16 protein-coding genes are annotated in these 19137 nt (G+C 74.1%); 12 read left to right on the top strand and 4 right to left on the bottom strand.

Translation table 11 applies throughout. The features are described 5' to 3' along the window. Positions 1–778 precede the first annotated feature (778 nt). The 3 genes from A4V12_RS26615 to A4V12_RS26625 all read left to right on the top strand — a co-directional run bounded on the left by A4V12_RS26615 (position 779) and on the right by A4V12_RS26625 (position 3967). Positions 779–1624: a GNAT family N-acetyltransferase gene (locus tag A4V12_RS26615; RefSeq protein WP_064071978.1), complete on the top strand. Its 846-nt coding sequence runs from the start codon at positions 779–781 to the stop codon at positions 1622–1624. Positions 1625–1646: 22 nt separating this feature from the next. Beyond that, positions 1647–2204, top strand: coding sequence for a GNAT family N-acetyltransferase (locus A4V12_RS26620; protein ID WP_064071979.1), 558 nt, complete (start codon positions 1647–1649; stop codon positions 2202–2204). A 68-nt stretch (positions 2205–2272) separates the two neighbouring features. Beyond that, entirely contained in the window at positions 2273–3967 is a 1695-nt protein-coding gene (locus A4V12_RS26625) for a proline--tRNA ligase (RefSeq protein WP_064071980.1), read from the top strand. Between the two features lie 39 nt (positions 3968–4006). On the opposite strand, the gene A4V12_RS26630 is transcribed toward A4V12_RS26625, so the two are convergent. The 4 genes from A4V12_RS26630 to A4V12_RS26645 all read right to left on the bottom strand — a co-directional run bounded on the left by A4V12_RS26630 (position 4007) and on the right by A4V12_RS26645 (position 7055). Next, positions 4007–4954, bottom strand: a complete 948-nt coding sequence (locus A4V12_RS26630) for a slipin family protein (protein WP_079137367.1) — start codon at positions 4952–4954, stop codon at positions 4007–4009. A 140-nt stretch (positions 4955–5094) separates the two neighbouring features. Beyond that, positions 5095–6009, bottom strand: coding sequence for an aminoglycoside phosphotransferase family protein (locus A4V12_RS26635; RefSeq protein WP_064071981.1), 915 nt, complete (start codon positions 6007–6009; stop codon positions 5095–5097). Between the two features lie 30 nt (positions 6010–6039). Continuing rightward, complete coding sequence (locus tag A4V12_RS26640) at positions 6040–6462, bottom strand: ferritin-like domain-containing protein (RefSeq protein ID WP_064071982.1); 423 nt, start codon at positions 6460–6462, stop codon at positions 6040–6042. Further along, entirely contained in the window at positions 6459–7055 is a 597-nt protein-coding gene (locus A4V12_RS26645; RefSeq protein ID WP_064071983.1) for a hypothetical protein, read from the bottom strand. The genes A4V12_RS26640 and A4V12_RS26645 overlap by 4 nt, the downstream gene beginning before the upstream one ends. Positions 7056–7220: 165 nt before the next feature. Here A4V12_RS26645 and rimP point away from each other — a divergent pair, with 165 nt between their 5' ends. From rimP to A4V12_RS26690, 9 genes are all read left to right on the top strand, one after another. Continuing rightward, positions 7221–7718: a ribosome maturation factor RimP gene (rimP, locus tag A4V12_RS26650; protein WP_064071984.1), complete on the top strand. Its 498-nt coding sequence runs from the start codon at positions 7221–7223 to the stop codon at positions 7716–7718. Between the two features lie 2 nt (positions 7719–7720). Beyond that, positions 7721–8725 (top strand): transcription termination factor NusA, encoded by a 1005-nt coding sequence (nusA, locus tag A4V12_RS26655; RefSeq protein WP_064071985.1) that lies wholly within the window; start codon positions 7721–7723, stop codon positions 8723–8725. Positions 8726–8870: 145 nt separating this feature from the next. Then, positions 8871–9149 carry a DUF448 domain-containing protein gene (locus A4V12_RS26660; RefSeq protein WP_064071986.1) on the top strand — a complete coding sequence of 93 codons (279 nt, stop codon included), beginning with the start codon at positions 8871–8873 and terminating at the stop codon, positions 9147–9149. Positions 9150–9297: 148 nt separating this feature from the next. After that, positions 9298–12360, top strand: coding sequence for a translation initiation factor IF-2 (gene infB / locus A4V12_RS35655; RefSeq protein WP_079137368.1), 3063 nt, complete (start codon positions 9298–9300; stop codon positions 12358–12360). Positions 12361–12499: 139 nt separating this feature from the next. After that, positions 12500–12793, top strand: coding sequence for a DUF503 domain-containing protein (locus tag A4V12_RS26670; protein ID WP_064071988.1), 294 nt, complete (start codon positions 12500–12502; stop codon positions 12791–12793). A gap of 51 nt (positions 12794–12844) precedes the next feature. Further along, positions 12845–13294 carry a 30S ribosome-binding factor RbfA gene (gene rbfA / locus A4V12_RS26675; RefSeq protein WP_064071989.1) on the top strand — a complete coding sequence of 150 codons (450 nt, stop codon included), beginning with the start codon at positions 12845–12847 and terminating at the stop codon, positions 13292–13294. Then, a complete protein-coding gene (gene truB / locus A4V12_RS26680) occupies positions 13291–14190 on the top strand; it encodes a tRNA pseudouridine(55) synthase TruB (protein WP_064071990.1) in 900 nt (299 codons plus the stop codon). Before rbfA ends, truB begins: the two co-directional genes overlap by 4 nt. 216 nt (positions 14191–14406) lie before the next feature. After that, complete coding sequence (locus A4V12_RS26685) at positions 14407–18036, top strand: hypothetical protein (RefSeq protein WP_064071991.1); 3630 nt, start codon at positions 14407–14409, stop codon at positions 18034–18036. 42 nt (positions 18037–18078) lie between these two features. Continuing rightward, positions 18079–19023: a bifunctional riboflavin kinase/FAD synthetase gene (locus tag A4V12_RS26690; protein ID WP_079137369.1), complete on the top strand. Its 945-nt coding sequence runs from the start codon at positions 18079–18081 to the stop codon at positions 19021–19023. Positions 19024–19137 lie beyond the last annotated feature (114 nt).

The raw sequence follows: 19137 nt of genomic DNA on the forward strand, positions 1-19137 counted from the left end.
CCCAATCGGATGGAGAAGGACGGGATCCCCTCCGGCGAACCCGCCGTCACCGTCAGCTGACCCACCCCGCCCTTCCCGCGCCCCGCTGCCCCCCGGCACCGGGGCGCGTGCCGTACGCCCCCGCGACCGGTGACGTGGCCCCGCCGGGCCCACCCCCTGAGCCCGTCCCGCCCATGGGACGCGACCCCTCCCGGGCTCGCCTCCCGGTCGTCCGGCGACCGGCTTCCGCGCGGCTCCGCCCGGTGCGGTACCGGTCCGGTGGGTGGCGGGGTGTGGCCCCTCCGGGCTCACCTCCTCGGGGCCGGGCGGCCCTGGGTCACCGGTAAGGGAGCCCGCCCCCTGCCGCCGACCCCTGCGGGGGCGACCCTGCACGGCCCCACCCCGGGCCGTCGCCCGTCTGCGGGTCGGTGGGTGGAGGGCTCGGCCTCGTACCACCGCGTTTGCTGTCTGCGCGCTGTGTTGCGACGGCGAGTCGTGGCACGGAGTACGGCGAGGAGGGGCCGTGCAGGGTCGCCCCCGCAGCGGATTGGCGGCGAGCAACGGCGACAAAGCCGGTTGGGCGCCCCGCCAACCGCGAGGAGGTGAGCCCGGAGGGGCCCCGCCCCGGACCCACCGGCTGCAACCGACACCGGGCACGCGCCGCACGGCACCCGGCCCGTATCCGGCCCACCGGCAGAGGTCCCGGCCACGCCCCGCGGGGCGCCCTTGGCCTGACGTATCCGCCGCGACGGCGGGTACAGTGCCAGGACCCGTATGGAACGCATGGTGAGGCCCCCTCGTGTTGACGCAGACCACCACCCGGGTCCTCGAGCCCAGCGACCTCGGCGCCGCGCTCGCCGTTCTGGAGAGCGAGCCGGTCGCCAACGCGTTCGTCACCTCCCGCGTACAGGTCGCGGGGCTCGACCCGTGGCGCCTCGGCGGCGAGATGTGGGGCTGGTACGCGGACGGGCGGCTGCGCTCGCTCTGCTACTCCGGCGCCAACCTCGTCCCGATCTGCGCCACCCCCGAAGCCGTCCGCGCCTTCGCCGACCGCGCCCGCCGGGCCGGCCGCCGCTGTTCGTCGATCGTGGGCCCCGCGGGGCCCACCGCCCAGTTGTGGCGGCTGCTCGAACCGAGCTGGGGTCCGGCCCGGGACGTCCGGGCGCACCAGCCGCTGATGGTGACGGACCGGCCGTCCCCGGACGTCGAGCCGGACCCGTACGTCCGCCGCATCCGCAAGGACGAGATGGACGTGATCATGCCCGCGTGCGTGGCGATGTTCACGGAGGAGGTCGGCATCTCGCCGATGGCCGGTGACGGCGGACTGCTGTACCAGGCGCGCGTCGCCGAGCTGGTGGGCTCCGGCCGCTCGTTCGCCCGCATCGAGGACGGCAAGGTCGTGTTCAAGGCGGAGATCGGCGCGGCCACGTCCCAGGCCTGCCAGATCCAGGGCGTCTGGGTCGCCCCCGAGTTCCGGGGCCGCGGCCTGTCGGAGACGGGGATGGCCGCCGTGCTGCGCTTCGCCCTCGACGACGTCGCGCCGGTCGTCTCGCTGTACGTCAACGACTACAACCTGCCCGCCAGGGCGGCGTACCGCCGTGTCGGGTTCCAGGAGGTCGGCGCCTTCATGAGTGTCCTCTTCTGAAGCGCTTGTAAGGTTCGGTCGCATGGATGACGTCGTGATCCGCCCGGTCGACCTCGCGGCACGCGTGGACGCCGCCCTCGCCGTACAGGCCCTCGCCTTCGGGCTGTCCGAGGACGAGGTCGCGGTACGTCGCCACATCGTGCTGCGCCACCTGCAGAGCCCGGGGGCGTGCGCCTACGGCGCGCTCACGTCCACCGGGCGGCTGGTCGGGTTCGTGTACGGGATGCCGAACGACCGCACCCACTGGTGGTCGACGGTCGTCCAGCCGTACCTGGTCCGCGAGGGCAACGGCCCCTGGCTCGACGACTCGTTCGTCATCACCGAGCTGCACGTCCACCCGGACTTCCAGGGCCGGGGCGCCGGCCGGGAGCTGATCACCGCCATCACGGACGCCGCCGAGCAGCCGCGGTCCATCCTGTCGGCCATCGACGTGGAGAACCCGGCGCGGTTCCTGTACCGCTCCCTCGGCTACACCGACCTCGCCCGCCGGGTGCATTTCCCGAGCGCCGCGAAGCCGTACGCGGTGATGGGCGCGCCGCTGCCGCTGCTGCGCCGGGAGGAGTCCCCGGGGCGGAACTGATTTCCGCCAGCACCCGCCCCGGAGCTAACCTCCTAGCCATCACACTTTTCACCGCAGGAGAGTTCCCCATGGCCCAGGTCCAGCGCATGTCCCGGTTGATGGTCAAGACACTGCGCGACGACCCGGCGGACGCCGAGACGCTCAGCCACAAGCTGCTCGTCCGCGCCGGTTACGTCCGCCGCAACGCCGCGGGCATCTGGTCCTGGCTGCCGCTGGGCATGAAGGTCCTGGAGAACGTCTCCCGGGTGGTGCGCGAGGAGATGGACGCGATCGGCGCGCAGGAGGTCCTGCTGCCGGCGCTGCTGCCCAAGGAGCCGTACGAGGCGACGGGCCGCTGGGAGGAGTACGGCGCGGAGCTGTTCCGCCTGAAGGACCGCAAGGGCGCCGACTACCTGCTCGGCCCGACCCATGAGGAGATCTTCACCCAGCTGGTCAAGGATCAGTGCACGTCCTACAAGGACCTGCCGGTGATCCTGTACCAGATCCAGACGAAGTACCGCGACGAGGCGCGTCCCCGTTCCGGCATCCTGCGCGGCCGTGAGTTCCAGATGAAGGACTCGTACTCCTTCGACACCACGGACGAGGGCCTGGCCGAGTCGTACGCGCTGCACCGCGAGGCGTACATCAAGATCTTCGACCGGCTCGGCCTCAAGCACAAGATCGTCTCGGCGATCTCGGGCGCCATGGGCGGTTCCGCGTCGGAGGAGTTCCTGGCCCCGGCCGCCGCGGGCGAGGACACCTTCGTCTACTGCCCGAACTGCGACTACGCCGCCAACACCGAGGCCGTCACGTTCAAGCAGCAGCCGGAGGACCCCACCGCGCACGGCCCGGTCGAGGAATTGGACACCCCGGACACGCCGACCATCGAGACGCTCGCCGCGCACCTGGACGTCCCGGCCTCCCACACGCTGAAGAACCTGCTGGTCAAGGTGGACGGCGAGATCGTGGCCGTCGGCGTGCCCGGTGACCGCGAGGTGGACCTCGGCAAGCTGGAGGACCACCTGGCCCCGGCGACCGTCGAGCTGGTCACCGCCGAGGACTTCGAGGGCCGCGACGACCTCGTGCGCGGTTACGTCGGCCCGCAGGGCCTCGGCAAGGTCCGGTACATCGCCGACCCGCGCGTCTCGCCCGGCACGGCCTGGATCACCGGCGCCAACAAGCCCGGCAAGCACGCGAGGAACGTCGTCGCCGGCCGTGACTTCGAGGTAGACCAGTACCTGGACGTCGTGGTGGTGGAGGAGGGCGACCCCTGCCCCAACTGCGGCTCCGACCTCAAGATCGACCGGGCCATCGAGATCGGCCACATCTTCCAGCTGGGCCGCAAGTACGCCGACGCCTTCCAGCTCGACGTGCTGGGCCAGAACGGCAAGCCCGTCCGCGTCACCATGGGCTCGTACGGCATCGGCGTCTCCCGCGCGGTCGCGGCCCTGGCCGAGCAGCACGCCGACGAGCAGGGCCTGTGCTGGCCGCGTGAGATCGCCCCGGCCGACGTGCACGTCGTCGCGGCCGGCAAGGCGCTCCAGACCGAGCTGGCGCTCGACGTCTCGGAGAAGCTGAAGGCGGCCGGCCTGCGGGTCCTGGTCGACGACCGGGCCGGTGTGTCGCCGGGTGTGAAGTTCACGGACGCCGAGCTGATCGGCGTACCGAAGATCCTCGTCGCGGGCCGCCGCTCGGGCGAGGGCGTCGTCGAGCTGAAGGACCGCCGCACCGGTGAGCGCGAGGAGCTGACGGTCGACGAGGCGATCGCCCGCCTGAGCGCGTGACGCCCCGGTAGGCCGCCACGCGTCGGCGGCGCGTCACGTTCAGATGCAGCCCGCCGTACCGGCGTCGTCGTCCCGCACCTGGGGCGCCGGCGCCGGTTCGCGCATCTCCCGCATCGCGTCCATCGGGTCCGGCAGGTGCGGGTCGTGGACGTGCAGCGCGGCGGCGGGCGGCCCGGCGGCCGGCCGCCGGGCGTTCTCGGTGGCGGGTCCCTGCGCGGCGCCGGGGCCCTGCGCGGCCCGCTCCAGGAAGCGCAGCAGCTCCACCGGGAACGGCAGCACCAGTGTCGAGTTCTTCTCGGCGGCGACGGCGACGATGGTCTGGAGCAGCCGCAGCTGGAGGGCGGAGGGGGTGTCCGACATGACGCCCGCGGCCTCGGCCAGCTTCTTCGACGCCTGCAGCTCGGCGTCCGCGTTGATGACCCGGGCCCGCCGCTCGCGGTCGGCCTCGGCCTGGCGGGCCATCGAGCGCTTCATCGTCTCGGGCAGCGAGACGTCCTTGATCTCGACCCGGTCGATGGTCACGCCCCATTCGACGGCCGGGTTGTCGATCATCAGTTCCAGGCCCTGGTTGAGCTTCTCCCGGTTGGAGAGCAGATCGTCCAGGTCGCTCTTGCCGATGATCGAGCGCAGGGAGGTCTGGGCGATCTGGGAGACCGCGAAGCGGTAGTCCTCGACCCGGATGATCGCCGCCGCCGCGTCCACGACCTTGAAGTAGATCACCGCGTCGACCCTGACCGTGACGTTGTCGCGGGTGATGCCGTCCTGGGCCGGCACCGGCATGGTCACGATCTGCATGCTGACCTTGTGCAGGCGGTCGACGAACGGGACCACCATGGTGAAGCCGGGGCCCCGGACGCCGCTGCGCAGCCGTCCGAAGCGCAGGACCACGCCCTTCTCGTACTGCTTGACGACCCTGGCCGCGGCCGCCACGTAGACCACGGCGGCCGAACCCACGACCGCCACCGCTGCCAGCAGTTCCTCGACCATGACGGCCCTCCCGTCCGAGCCGGGTGGTACGGGTGCGTTATGCCCAATATCGCACCAATAGGGCCGTTCGGGGAGTTCTGGGGGTCTTTTTGCTGGTCAGGGCAGGTGTGGTGGGAGGCGGCGGCGTCGGCGCGGCCCCCTCAGAGCCAGCCGGCGAACTCCAGCAGCAGCTCACCGTCCTGCCGACGGCCCGCCGCCAGGGCCCGCGTCCCCGACTCCACGGCCCGGAACAGCGTCCAGCCGCGCAGCCGCTCGCGGTCCACGTCGAGGGAGTCGGCCAGCTTGTTCACCCGGCGGCGCCCCGACGTGGGGCCGGAGGCGGCCGCCACGAGGTCCTCGACCCGGTCGCGGACCAGCCGTGCCAGGTCGTACGCGCGTTCCCCCACGAGCGGCTCGGGGCCGACGGCCAGCCAGGGCGCGCGGTCGCCGGCGAGCACCTTGCCCTGCCGGAAGTTGCCGTGCAGCAGCAGTTCCTCGGGGGAGTCGGCCAGCAGCTCGTCGCGGGCGTCCAGGGCGGCGGACACCAGTGCGGCCGCCCCGGTGTCCCGCACCGCCCGCATCGCCCCGGCCTGCCGGGCGGTGCGCGCGGCGACCGACTCGAAGCCGTGACCCTCCGGCGGGGCCACCCACAGCCGCCGCACCGTGCCGGCCGCCTCCAGCAGCGCCTTGGCCTCCGGCAGGGAGCGCAGGCTCACCTCCGTGTGCAGCCGCTCCAGCAGCAGCCCCGCGCCGGCGGCGTCGGCACCGGCCCCGGCGGTGTCCAGGAGCCGTACCGTGCCCCAGCCGTTCCAGTGCGCGAGCGCCGCCCGCTCCAGGTCCGGCGCGGCGAACGGCGGAGCCACCTTCAGCGCGGCCGGGGTGCCGTCCGGCAGCCGCACCAGGGCGACGAGGCTGCTGCGGCCGCCCGGGGCGACCACCCGCTCGACGTCCAGGTTCCGCAGGCCGACCGCCTGCCGGGCGAGTTCGGGGAGGCGGGAGAGCCACGCGTCCGCGGCCGCGTCGCCGTACGTCTCGCCCAGAGCCCGCACCAGTCGCTGCGGCGGTTCAAAACCCATGCGTGCGTAGTTCCCTCTCGATGCCGGGGCTCACGGTCGCTCGGCGAGCCCAGGAAAGGCTACGCCGCTGCCCCGCCACCGCACCGCCCGGACCGCCGCCTCCCGCAGCGCGCTCGCCGCCTCCCGGCGCAGCGGGCCCGAGGAGGCCCGTACGAGGTCGGAGTAGACCCCCGCGACCCGGTCCTCCAGCTCGGCGGCCAGCCGCACGGCGGCGGCCGCGTCCGGCACCGGGAACGGCAGCGCGTACGCGGCGGCCGACGCGGCGGGGCGGCCCCCCAGGTCGCGCACCGCGCGCGCCAGCGCGTCCCGCCGGGCGCGGTGCGCGGCGTGCGCCGCGGTCGCCTCCGCGGCCCGTGCGTCGCCGATCCGGCCGCCGACGACCCCGTACCCGTACACGGCCGCGTGCTCGGCGGCCAGGGCCGCCTGGGCGGCCTCCAGGGCGGCCTCGCTCATGACGGCCTCCCTTCGCTGGTCAGCAGGTAGGCGTGGGCGGCCCCCGCCGCGGCGACGGAGGCCAGCAGGCGGGCGTACTCGGGCGGGGCGGTCAGCAGCGCGGCGGCGTGCGCGTCGGCGGTCCGGCGCACCGCGGCGGCCAGCTCGGCGACCGCGACGCCGGCGTCGGCCGGCACGGTGCCCACCGGGATCACGGGGGTGCCCGCGGCCGCGCCGGCCGCCGCGCGGGCGGGGGCCTCCGGCGCGGTGGGCACGGCCGGGGCGGTGGGGGTGGCCGGGCCGCTCGGGGCGGGTGACGCACCCGGCGGCGCCAGGGCCGTCACATGGGCCGCCACCGCCGCGCGCAGCGGGGCCAGCCGGGCGGTCAGCCCCGGGTGCACGGCGAGGACGTCGTCGTACCGGGCCAGCAGCGTCGCGCTGGTCGCGGCCGACCGGCGCCGAAGCGCCGCCTCCGCACGCGCGGCCCGCTCGGTTGCCGCGGCGGACGCCGGACCGGCCGGCCCGTCCGCCGTGCAGGCACCGAGCACACCGGCCGCCGCCACCGCGCCCGTCGCGATGAGCGCGTGTCTGCGTGTCGTCCCCGTACGCCTCACGCGTCACTCCCTCAGCAGCCGGCCCAGCCGGACCCGAAGATCACCGCAGGCGAGCGTACCCGCGGCTCGTCGCGAGGTGGACGGCAACACCCCCCGCGACCGGATACCCTTTGATCTGACACGCGACGATCCCACAACAGCACACGCGGCCGAGGAGTCACCCGGATGAGCACCACCCAGAGCGAAAGGCTGCGCGGGCTGCTGGAACCGCTGGTCAGCGCCAAGGACCTGGACCTCGAGGAGATCGAGGTGTCCCGGGCGGGCAGGCGGCGGATGCTGAGGATCATCGTCGACTCGGACGAGGGCGTGGAACTCGACGCCTGCGCCGAGCTGAGCCGCGCCATCTCCGACAAGCTCGACGAGACGGACGCGATGGGCGACGAGGAGTACGTCCTCGAGGTGAGCTCGCCGGGCGCCGACCGCCCGCTGACCGAGCACCGCCACTACGTCCGGGCCACCGGCCGCCTCGTGAAGCTGCAACTCCACGAGGGCGGTGAGCTGGTGGCCCGCATCCTCTCCGTGGACGACGAGGGCCTCGATCTCGAGGTGCCGGGCGTGAAGGGGCGCAAGCCCACCGCCCGCCGCGTGGCTTTCGGGGACATCGCCAAGGCGCGCGTGGAGATCGAGTTCAACCGCAAGGACAAGAAGGAAGAGGAGGCGTAGCCGTGGACATCGACGTGAAGCTCCTGAGGGGCTTGGCACAGGAGAAGGAGATCGCCTTCGACCTGTTGGTCGAGGCCATCGAGTCGGCCCTCCTCATCGCCTACCACCGCACCGAGGGAGCCCGCCGTCACGCCCGTGTCGTGCTGGACCGGCAGACCGGTCACGTGACGGTGTGGGCGAAGGAGGACCCGGCCGACCTGGAGGAGGGCCAGGAGCCCAAGGAGTTCGACGACACGCCGTCGGACTTCGGCCGCATCGCGGCGAGCACCGCCCGCCAGGTCATCCAGCAGCGGCTGCGGGACGCCGAGAACGACGTCACCTTCGGCGAGTACGCCCGCCGCGAGGGCGACATCGTCGCCGGCATGGTGCAGCAGGGCAAGGACCCCAAGAACGTCCTGGTGAAGCTGGACGACAAGCTGGAGGCCATCCTCCCGGTCCAGGAGCAGGTGCCGGGCGAGGAGTACACGCACGGGCTGCGGCTGCGCACGTACGTCGTCCGGGTCGCCAAGGGGGTGCGCGGTCCGTCGGTCACTCTTTCGCGCACGCACCCCAACCTGGTCCGGAAGCTGTTCGCGCTGGAGGTCCCGGAGATCGCGGACGGTTCGGTCGAGATCGCGGCGATCGCACGTGAGGCCGGTCACCGTACGAAGATCGCGGTGCGGTCCACCCGTTCGGGTCTGAACGCCAAGGGTGCCTGCATCGGCCCGATGGGCAGCCGGGTACGCAACGTCATGGCGGAGCTGCACGGCGAGAAGATCGACATCGTGGACTGGTCGGACGACCCGGCCGACATGGTGGCGAACGCGCTCTCCCCGGCCCGGGTCTCCAAGGTGGAGGTGGTCGACCTGGCCGCCAGGTCCGCCCGGGTGACCGTGCCGGACTACCAGCTGTCGCTGGCGATCGGCAAGGAGGGGCAGAACGCCCGTCTGGCCGCCCGCCTCACGGGTTGGCGCATCGACATCCGCCCGGACACCGAGCAGCAGCAGCCCGCCGAGGACCGGGGCTGACGCTCCGGCCGGCGTGCCTGCCCTCCCCGGCCGTCCGGGGAATAGAACCCGCCATCGTCACGTTGTGCGATGGCGAGATCACGACAACAACCGTTCGATTCTTGCCCCAAAGGGGTGAGGTCGGTGCGGGGAGGTAGACTTAACCGTGTCTGGCCGGACGCACGCCCGCGCCTGCCCTGAGCGAACCTGTGTGGGATGCCGGGAGCGAGCGGCCAAGCGCGATCTGCTGCGCATCGTGTTGATCAAGGGCGAGTGCGCCCCCGATCCACGCGGTACGCTGCCCGGCCGGGGTGCTTATGTGCATCCCGCCTCGGTCTGTCTCGACCTGGCGGTCCGCCGCCGGGCGTTCCCGAGGGCCCTCAGGGTCCAGGGACCGCTCGACGTCGCGGACGTCCGCCGGTACGTCGAGCAGTCGGCACCGTAAGAAGAAGTACGGCACGGAACACCGTGCGGTCAGGTACCTCGCGAGTTGGAAGTAGGTCGAGATTGCGATGAGCACTCGATGAGTACGCGATGAGTACGCCCATGAAGTAGCGACGGTCCGGCGGTAACCCGGACCTAAAAGGAGCGAAGTGGCTAAGGTCCGGGTATACGAACTCGCCAAGGAGTTCGGTGTGGAGAGCAAGGTCGTCATGGCCAAGCTCCAGGAACTCGGTGAATTCGTCCGTTCGGCGTCTTCCACCATCGAAGCGCCGGTTGTACGCAAACTGACTGACGCGCTGCAGGGGCCCGGCGGCAACGCCGGCAAGTCCGCAGCCAAGCCCGGCGCGCCCCGCAAGGCCGCGCCTGCCAAGCCCGCCGCCCCCGCGCCCTCCCCGGCGCAGGCGGCACGTCCCGCCGCCCCGAAGCCCGGCGCTCCCGCGCCGAAGCCCGCGGCGGCCGAGAAGACCGCGGCGCCGGCCCCCGGCCCGCGTCCCACCCCGGGTCCGAAGCCCGCGGCGGCGCCCAAGCCGGCGCCCGCCTCGCCGGCTCCGGCCAACCCGGAGTTCACCGCGCCCCCGTCGGCCCCGGCCGCCGGTCCCCGGCCCGGTGCCACCCCCGGTCCCCGTCCCGCCGGCCGCCCCCAGGGCGAGCGCGGTCAGGGCGGCGAGCGCGGCGGCCGCCCCGGCGGCGCCCCGCGTCCCGGTGGCGAGCGTCAGGCCCCCCGTCCGGGTGCCCCGCGTCCCGCGGGTCCGCGTCCGGGCAACAACCCGTTCACCTCTGGTGGCTCCACCGGCATGGCACGCCCGCAGGCGCCCCGTCCGGGCGGTGCCCCGCGTCCCGGTGGCGCCGGTGCCCCGGGCGGTCCGCGTCCGCAGGGCGCCGGTCAGGGCGGTCCCCGTCCGCAGGCCGGTCCCGGTGGTCCGCGTCCCACTCCCGGCGGCATGCCGCGTCCCCAGGCTCCGCGCCCGGGTGGCGGCCCCGCTGGTAACCGCCCGAACCCGGGCATGATGCCGCAGCGTCCGGCTGCCGGTCCCCGCCCCGGCGGTGGCCCCGGCGGTGGCCGCGGTCCCGGTGGTGGCGGTCGTCCCGGCGGTGCCGGTGGCGGCGGTCGTCCCGGCTTCGCCGGCCGTCCGGCCGGTCCCGGCGGCGGTGGCGGCGGTTTCGCCGGCCGTCCCGGTGGCGGTGGCGGCGGCGGTCGTCCCGGTGGTCCCGGTGGCGGTGGCGGCGGCTTCGGCGGTCGTCCCGGCTTCGGTGGCCGTCCCGGTGGCCCCGGTGGCCGTGGTGGCACGCAGGGCGCCTTCGGCCGTCCCGGCGGTCCGGCGCGCCGTGGTCGCAAGTCGAAGCGGCAGAGGCGCCAGGAGTACGAGGCCATGCAGGCCCCGTCGGTCGGCGGCGTGATGCTGCCTCGCGGCAACGGCGAGACCGTTCGCCTGTCGCGCGGTGCGTCCCTCACCGACTTCGCGGAGAAGATCAACGCCAACCCGGCGTCGCTCGTCGCGGTCATGATGAACCTCGGCGAGATGGTCACCGCCACGCAGTCCGTCTCCGACGAGACGCTGCAGCTGCTCGGCGACGAGATGAACTACCAGGTTCAGATCGTCAGCCCCGAGGAGGAGGACCGCGAGCTGCTCGAGTCCTTCGACCTCGAGTGGGGCGAGGACGAGGGTGGCGAGGAGTACCTCGCGCCGCGTCCGCCGGTCGTGACCGTCATGGGTCACGTCGACCACGGCAAGACCCGACTGCTGGACGCGATCCGCAAGACGAACGTCGTCGCGGGCGAGGCCGGCGGTATCACGCAGCACATCGGTGCGTACCAGGTCGCCACCGAGGTCAACGGCGAGGACCGCAAGATCACCTTCATCGACACCCCGGGTCACGAGGCGTTCACCGCCATGCGTGCCCGTGGTGCGAAGTCCACCGACATCGCGATCCTCGTGGTCGCGGCCAATGACGGTGTGATGCCCCAGACGATCGAGGCGCTGAACCACGCCAAGGCGGCCGACGTGCCGATCGTGGTCGCGGTCAACAAGATCGACGTCGAGGGTGCCGACCCGGTCAAGGTGCGCGGTCAGCTGACCGAGTACGGCCTGGTGGCCGAGGAGTACGGCGGCGACACCATGTTCGTCGACATCTCCGCCAAGCAGGGTCTGCACATCGACTCCCTGCTGGAGGCCGTCATCCTCACGGCCGACGCCTCGCTCGACCTGCGGGCCAACCCGGAGCAGGACGCGCAGGGCATCGCCATCGAGGCCCACCTGGACAAGGGCCGCGGCGCCGTCGCGACCGTCCTGGTCCAGCGAGGCACGCTGCGGGTCGGCGACACGATGGTCGCGGGCGACGCCTACGGCCGCGTCCGCGCCATGCTCGACGACAAGGGCGAGAACGTGGAAGAGGCGGGTCCCTCGACCCCGGTCCTCGTCCTCGGTCTCACCAACGTCCCGGGCGCCGGCGACAACTTCCTGGTGGTCGACGAGGACCGTACGGCCCGTCAGATCGCCGAGAAGCGTGCCGCCCGTGAGCGCAACGCCGCGTTCGCCAAGCGCGTCCGCCGCGTCTCCCTCGAGGACCTGGACAAGGTGCTCAAGGCCGGCGAGATCCAGCAGCTCAACCTCATCATCAAGGGTGACGCTTCCGGTTCCGTCGAGGCGCTCGAGTCGTCGCTGCTCCAGCTGGACGTCGGCGAAGAGGTCGACATCCGGGTCCTGCACCGCGGTGTCGGTGCGGTCACGGAGTCGGACATCGACCTGGCGATGGGCTCCGACGCCATCGTCATCGGCTTCAACGTCCGCGCGGCCGGCCGTGCCGCGCAGATGGCGGAGCGCGAGGGCGTCGACGTCCGGTACTACTCGGTGATCTACCAGGCCATCGAGGAGATCGAGGCGGCCCTCAAGGGCATGCTCAAGCCGGAGTACGAAGAGGTCGAGCTGGGTACGGCGGAGATCCGCGAGGTCTTCCGCTCGTCCAAGCTGGGCAACATCGCGGGTGTTCTCATCCGCTCCGGCGAGGTCAAGCGCAACACCAAGGCGCGCCTCATCCGCGACGGCAAGGTCATCGCGGAGAACCTCAACATCGAGGGTCTGCGTCGCTTCAAGGACGACGTCACCGAGATCCGCGAGGGCTTCGAGGGTGGTATCAACCTCGGAAACTTCAACGACATCAAGGTCGACGACGTCATCGCGACGTACGAGATGCGCGAGAAGCCGCGCGGCTGATCGCAGCCACGGCAGCCGGGGCCGGTCGGCGGAAGTATTTCCGTCGATCGGCCCCGGCCGTTCCGTGTACGGTTCCTGGTGTCCCTGCCAAGCGGTTGGCGGGGCACTGAACCCGAACCGGCGGGACATCCGGGCACACATGTATGTGGGGACTCTGTCCTTCGACCTGCTCCTCGGCGACGTACGGTCGTTGAAGGAGAAGCGCTCCGTCGTCCGCCCGATCGTCGCCGAGCTCCAGCGGAAGTTCGCGGTGAGCGTGGCGGAGACCGGCTCCCAGAACCTCCACCGCAGGGCCCAGATCGGTCTCGCGGTGGTGTCCGGGGACGTCGGGCACCTGACGGAGGTGCTGGACCGGTGCGAGCGCATGGTCGCGGGCCGGCCCGAGGTGGAGCTGCTGTCGGTACGACGGCGTATGCACACCGATGAAGACTGAACGTGCCGCACTGCGGCACGACGAACGTAGGACGAAAGAGGAGAAGGACCGGTGGCCGACAACGCGCGGGCCCGCAAGCTGGCCGATCGCATCCAGGTCGTGGTCGCGGAGACCCTGGACCGGCGTATCAAGGATCCGCGACTGGGCTTCGTGACCATCACGGACGCCCGGGTCACCGGCGACCTGCGGGAGGCCACGGTCTTCTACACGGTCTACGGCGACGAGGAGGAGCGGGCGGCGTCCGCCGCCGCCCTGGAGTCCGCCAAGGGCATCCTGCGCTCCGAGGTGGGCCGGCAGACCGGCGTCCGCTTCACCCCGAGCCTGACCTTCGTCCCCGACGCGCTGCCGGACAACGCCCGCACCATCGAGGACCTCCTGCACAAGGCCCGGGCCAAGGACGCCGAGGTCCGTGAGGTGTCCACCGGCAAGACGTACGCCGGCGAGGCCGACCCGTACCGCAAGCCGGAGGACGAGGACGAGGACGGCGAAGCCTCGGAATGACACAGCACACCAGGACGCCCGACGGGCTTGTCATCGTCGACAAGCCGTCGGGCTTCACTTCGCACGACGTCGTCGCCAAGATGCGCGGGATCGCCAGGACCCGCCGCGTCGGACACGCGGGGACGCTCGACCCGATGGCCACCGGCGTGCTGGTCCTCGGCGTCGAGAAGGCCACCAAGCTCCTCGGTCACCTCGCGCTGACCGAGAAGGAGTACCTGGGCACCGTCCGGCTCGGGCAGAACACCGTCACCGACGACGCGGAGGGCGAGATCACCTCGTCCACCGACGCCTCCCGGGTCACCCGTGAGACCGTCGACACCGAGGTCGCCAAGCTGACCGGCGACATCATGCAGGTGCCGTCCAAGGTCAGCGCCATCAAGATCGACGGCAAGCGGTCGTACGCGCGCGTCCGGGGCGGCGAGGAGTTCGACATCCCGGCCCGCCCGGTGACCGTCTCGTCCTTCCAGGTGTACGACATGCGCGACGCGGTCGCGGAGGACGGCACGCCCGTGGTGGACCTGGTGGTCTCGGTGGTCTGCTCCTCCGGTACGTACATCCGCGCCCTCGCGCGCGACCTGGGCGCCGGGCTCGGCGTCGGCGGCCACCTCACCGCCCTGCGGCGCACCCGCGTCGGCCCGTACAAGCTGGACGCGGCCCGCACCCTGGACCAGCTCCAGGAGGACCTCACCGTCATGCCGATCGCCGACGCCGCGGCGGCCGCGTTCCCCCGCTGGGACGTCGACGAGCGGCGGGCGAAGCTGCTGCTGAACGGCGTCCGGCTGGACATGCCGGCCCATCCGACGGCCCCCGTGGCCGTCTTCGGCCCCGAGGGCCGGTTCCTGGCGCTGGTGGAGGAGAAGAACGGCAAGGCGAAGAGCCTCGCGGTCTTCGGCTGACCCCGCCGGGCCCGGTGACGGGCCCACCGTGGAGCGGGCTGCGGGTGTCCCGGCACCCGCGGCCCGCTCCACGATCCCCCTCTTCCCGGGTCTATCCACCCGGCGCCCCTTTTTCACCCGGTTGGCCAGGCGCTCGGAGTGAACGGCGGGAGCGCACGGGGGCGCTTTTCCCGCGCGACCTTCACCCGGTGATCAACACCGTCCTACCGTCGGACCATGGAACGCGGGGAACGGGCGACGCTGGTGCGGATCTGTGATCCGGCGGGGCGGACCCGCGGGGTCGGCTTCGTCGCCGACGACGAGGGCACGGTCCTGACCAGCCACGAAGCCGTGGACGGACTCGTACGGGTCGTGGTGCGCGGGCAGACCGAGGACGGCGAGCGGGCCTCGGGCCCGGAGAGCCGGGGCGGCGACCCCGCGCTGGCCGACGGCGGCGGCGCGGCCCGGGTGGCCGAGGGCGACGCGATCGTCCCGCTGCCCGAGGCCGGTCTGGCGCTCGTGCGCACCGAGGGACTCGGAGTGTCCCCCCTGCCGGTAGCGACCCGCGGGCACGTCGAGGCCGGCACGTACGTACGGATCGCCGCACGCGGCTGGCGCGAGGCACGGGTGCTCGGCACCGCCCGGGTCACCTACACCGCCTCCGACCGGTTCCACCTGCTCGGCGACGTGCTGGAGCTCGCCATCGGGACGGAGGGCCGCGAGGCGCTGCGGCTCGGCGGCGAGGCCGCGGGCGGCCCCGTCCTGGACGCCTCGACCGGCGCCGTCCTGGGAGTGCTCGGCACCGCGCTGCACGCCGGGCACCGGGCGGCCGGGCTCGCCGTACCGCTCGCGAGCGCCGCCGCCGCCGCGCCCGACGGGCCGCTGGCCGCCCTGCTGCGGCGCAACGCCGCCACCGTCCCGGCGTACGGCGACGACCTGAACCTCGCCGGCGCCCTCCACCTCACCGCCACCACGAGCGGCCCCGGCGCCGGCCCCGGCCTTGGCCTTGTCGAGCGCCGCGCCGTCGCCCGCGAGCTGGACGCCTTCACCACCTCGGACGCCACCGTGTTCGCACTCGTCGGCGACCCCGGCACCGGCCGCACCACCGCCCTGCGCGCCCTCGCCGACCGCCGGGCGCGCGGCGACGCGCCCGCCCCCACCCTCTGGCTGCGCGGCGCCGACCTGCACGCGGACGACACCTCCCTGGCCGACGCCGTCGCCCGGGCGCTGCGGCAGGCCGGCCGCATCGTGGCCTGCTCGGGTGCACCCGGCGACATGGGCACCGCCACCCCCGCGCGGGTGGCCCGGCTCGCCCGGGACGCCGGGCGCCCGCTGCTCGTCCTCCTGGATGCTCCGGAGGAGATGCCACCCGTCCTCGCACACCGCCTCGCCGCCTGGACCACCACGACGGCGGGCTGGCTGCGCACGCACCACATCCGGCTCGTCGTCGCCTGCCGGCCCGAGCACTGGGAACGGGCGGGCGCGCTCCACCCCGCCGGCACGCTGTACCGGCCGGGGCGGCCCGCCCGGCGGCTGCCGGACGCCCTGCGGATCGGCGACCTGTCCGGGCGGGAGGCCGCCCGGGCCCGCGAGCGGTACGGCCTGCCCGACGACGCCCTCGCCGCGGACGACGCCCGGCACCCGCTGACACTGCGGCTCCTCGCCGAAGTGCGCGACGCCCTGCCCGCAGGCGTGCCCGGACGGCCCGGCCGGCACGAGGTCCTCGCCGCCCACCTGGACCTGACGTGCCTGCGCGTCGCCGTCCGGATCGCCGCCGCGACCCGGCCCGCCCCGCGCGGCGGCGCCGTGCGGCGGCTCGCCGCCCGGGTGGCCGGGCGCGTCCACGAGGCCGCGCGGCGCTGCCTCGGCCCCGGGCAGGGGCAACTGGACCGCGAGGCGTTCGAGGACCTGTTCCCGTGGTCCACCGGCTGGGCGGCCGCCGTCCTCACGGAGGGGCTGCTCGTCCCGGCGGGCGCCGGATACCGCTTCGCCCATGAGGAGGTCGGCGACTGGATCCAGGGCGCGCACCTCGACCTGGACGCCGCGCTCGACGCGCTGGTCCACGGCGACGCCCCCGGGGACCTGCCCGTGCCCCGCCACCGCATCGGGCCCGTCCTCCAGGCGCTGCTGCTCATGGACCGCGGCCAGGGACCGGCCGCCCTGGCCCGGCGGCTGGAGGCCCTGGTCGACGCGCTCGACCGGCCCGCCGGGACGGAAGCCGCCTGGTGGAGCGCCCGGCTGCTCGGCGAGACCCTGCTCCGCGTGCCGGACCTACGGCCCTACCTGGGCGTGCTGCGGCGGCTCGCGCGGCGGATCGCGGCCGGGGACCCCAGTGGGGTGGATGGTGCGGGTGAGGGGGGCGGGGCCGGTGGGGGCCTCGACGAGTTCGCGCCCTGGTTCTGGGAACGCCTCCGGCTCCGCGACGACGACCGCGTCGACCTGATGCGGCGCCTCCTCCCCGCCGACGCCGCGCCCGGGACGGGGGACGTGCCGCGCCACCTGGACGCCGTGGCCGCCCGGCTGGCGGCCGACCCCCGCGGCGTACAGCCCCTGCTGTGCCGCTGGTTCACCGACGAGCGGCCGCTGCCCGCCCGGCCCGGTGCCCACGGGCGGTCCACCGTCGCCGGAGCCGCGCAGGCCCTGCTGTACGCCCACCGCGACCTGGCCGTCGACGACCTGTGCGAGGCGCTCGTCACCACCGCGCACCCCCGCGCCGACGAACTGCTCGCCGCCCTCGCCGAGGACGCGCCGGCCGCGCTCTGCCGGGCCGTCGACCGCTGGGCCCACGACGACGTCCGGCCCGCCCGCCGGGCGGCCGCCGCCGTGTACGGACGGCTGCTCGCCGCGCGGGTCACCGACCGCGCCGACCGCGAGCACCTCCGGTACGCCGCCCGCGCGCTCCTCGCCCGCCCCGCGGACGAGGCCCTGCACGGGCCGGCGCTCGGCATCCTCGTCCGCGACCCGCACAGCCGGCCCCGCCACCTCCGCGAGGCCCTGGCCGCCTTCCGGGCCGGTGACCCCGGGGTGCCGCCGGACGCCGTCACCGCCGCCCTGCACACCCACCCCGGGCCGGTCCTCGCCGCGTTCCGCGCCCGGCTGCTCGGCGACCGCCCCGACTCCGGGGCCGGGGCCCTGCTCGCGGAGCTCGCCGAGGTCCGCACCCCCGCGCTCGCCCGGCACGCCGCCGAACTGGTCCGCGCCTACGTCCACCGCCACCCCGAGGGCGCCCGCCACGCGGCCGCCTACGTCGACCGGCGCCTGGAACAGGGCCCCGCCGCCCGCGCCGTCCTCTTCCCGCTCGTCGGCGCACTGCTGCGCGGCTGCCCCGTGGAGGTCCGCGGCGCCCTCGCCCCCGTCCTCGCGGCGCCCGGCACGCGCGCGTCCCGGCCGCTGCGGGACGAGCTGCTGGACGTGCTCCTGGAGTACGAGCAGTACGAGCCGTACGAGCGCCGCGACCTCGCCGTGCTCGACGCGCTGCTGCGGGCGGCCGCGCTCGGGGCCGGTCTGCGGCCCGAGGCACGCACCCGGGAGCTGGTCCACCGCACCGGGCTGCTGTTCGTCCGCACCCCCGAGGGCGCGACCTGCTTCGACCGGCGCCTCGTCGAGCTGTCCCGGGACGTGCCGGGCTTCGCGGACCTCGTCGCCGGCTGGCTGCGGCGGGCACCGGCGGACTGGGCGTTCGCCGTCGGGCCCAGCGCCCGGCGGACCGTGGAGAGACTGGCCGGCGGCCGGGGCACCGCGCCGGGTATCGGGCCGGTGCCGGTCCAGGGGCCGGATTCCGGACCGGGCGGCGCCCTGCCCGGCCCGGTGCATCCGATGCCGATGCGGGCCGGGAGCCGTGGGCATGGCAGTCTTAGACCTGCGTAATCGGTCAATGACGTACACGGGTTCGGGCGAGGAGCGGTCACAGTGCAGCGCTGGCGTGGCTTGGAGGACATCCCCCAGGACTGGGGGCGCAGCGTCGTCACCATCGGCTCCTACGACGGAGTGCACCGCGGGCACCAGCTGATCATCGGGCGGGCGGTGGAGCGGGCACGTGAGCTCGGCGTCCCGTCGGTCGTCGTCACCTTCGACCCCCACCCCTCCGAGGTCGTCCGCCCCGGCAGCCACCCGCCGCTGCTCGCCCCGCACCACCGGCGCGCCGAGCTGATGGCCGAGCTGGGCGTCGACGCGGTGCTCGTGCTGCCGTTCACCGCCGCGTTCTCGCAGCTGTCGCCGGCCGACTTCATCGTGAAGGTCCTCGTCGACAAGCTGCACGCGCGGGCCGTCATCGAGGGCCCGAACTTCCGCTTCGGCCACCGGGCGGCCGGGAACGTCGCCTTCCTGCGCGAGATGGGCGCGACGTACGACTACGAGGTCGAGGTCGTCGACCTGTACGTGCGCGGGGAGGCGGGCGGCGGTGAGCCGTTCTCCTCCACCCTCACCCGGCGCCTGGTCGCCGAGGGCGACGTCGAGGGCGCCGCGGAGATCCTGGGCCGTCCGCACCGCGTCGAGGGCGTCGTCGTCCGCGGCGCGCAGCGCGGCCGCGAGCTCGGCTACCCGACGGCGAACGTCGAGACCCTGCCGCACACGGCGATCCCCGCGGACGGCGTCTACGCCGGCTGGCTCACGGCGGCGGGCGAGCGGATGCCGGCCGCGATCTCGGTCGGCACGAACCCGCAGTTCGACGGCACGGAGCGGACGGTCGAGGCGTACGCGATCGACCGGGTCGGCCTCGACCTGTACGGGCTGCACGTGGCGGTCGACTTCCTGGCGTACGTACGGGGCCAGGAGAAGTTCGCGTCCATCGAGGCGCTGCTGGAAGCGATCGGGGCGGACGTGAAGCGCTGCCGCGACCTCACCGCCGGCCGGTAGGCCCGCCCACCGGGCGGCGTCGCCCCGCCGGTGCGACGTGGGCGGGCACCGGGCCCGCTGTGGGCAGGCGGCCAGGCTGCCGGGCTCTCGTCATGGGCAGCAGTGCCGCAGGGC

It is taken from the genome of Streptomyces noursei, assembly GCF_001646665.1.
In the GTDB taxonomy this organism is placed as follows: Bacteria; Actinomycetota; Actinomycetes; order Streptomycetales; family Streptomycetaceae; genus Streptomyces; species Streptomyces lavendulocolor.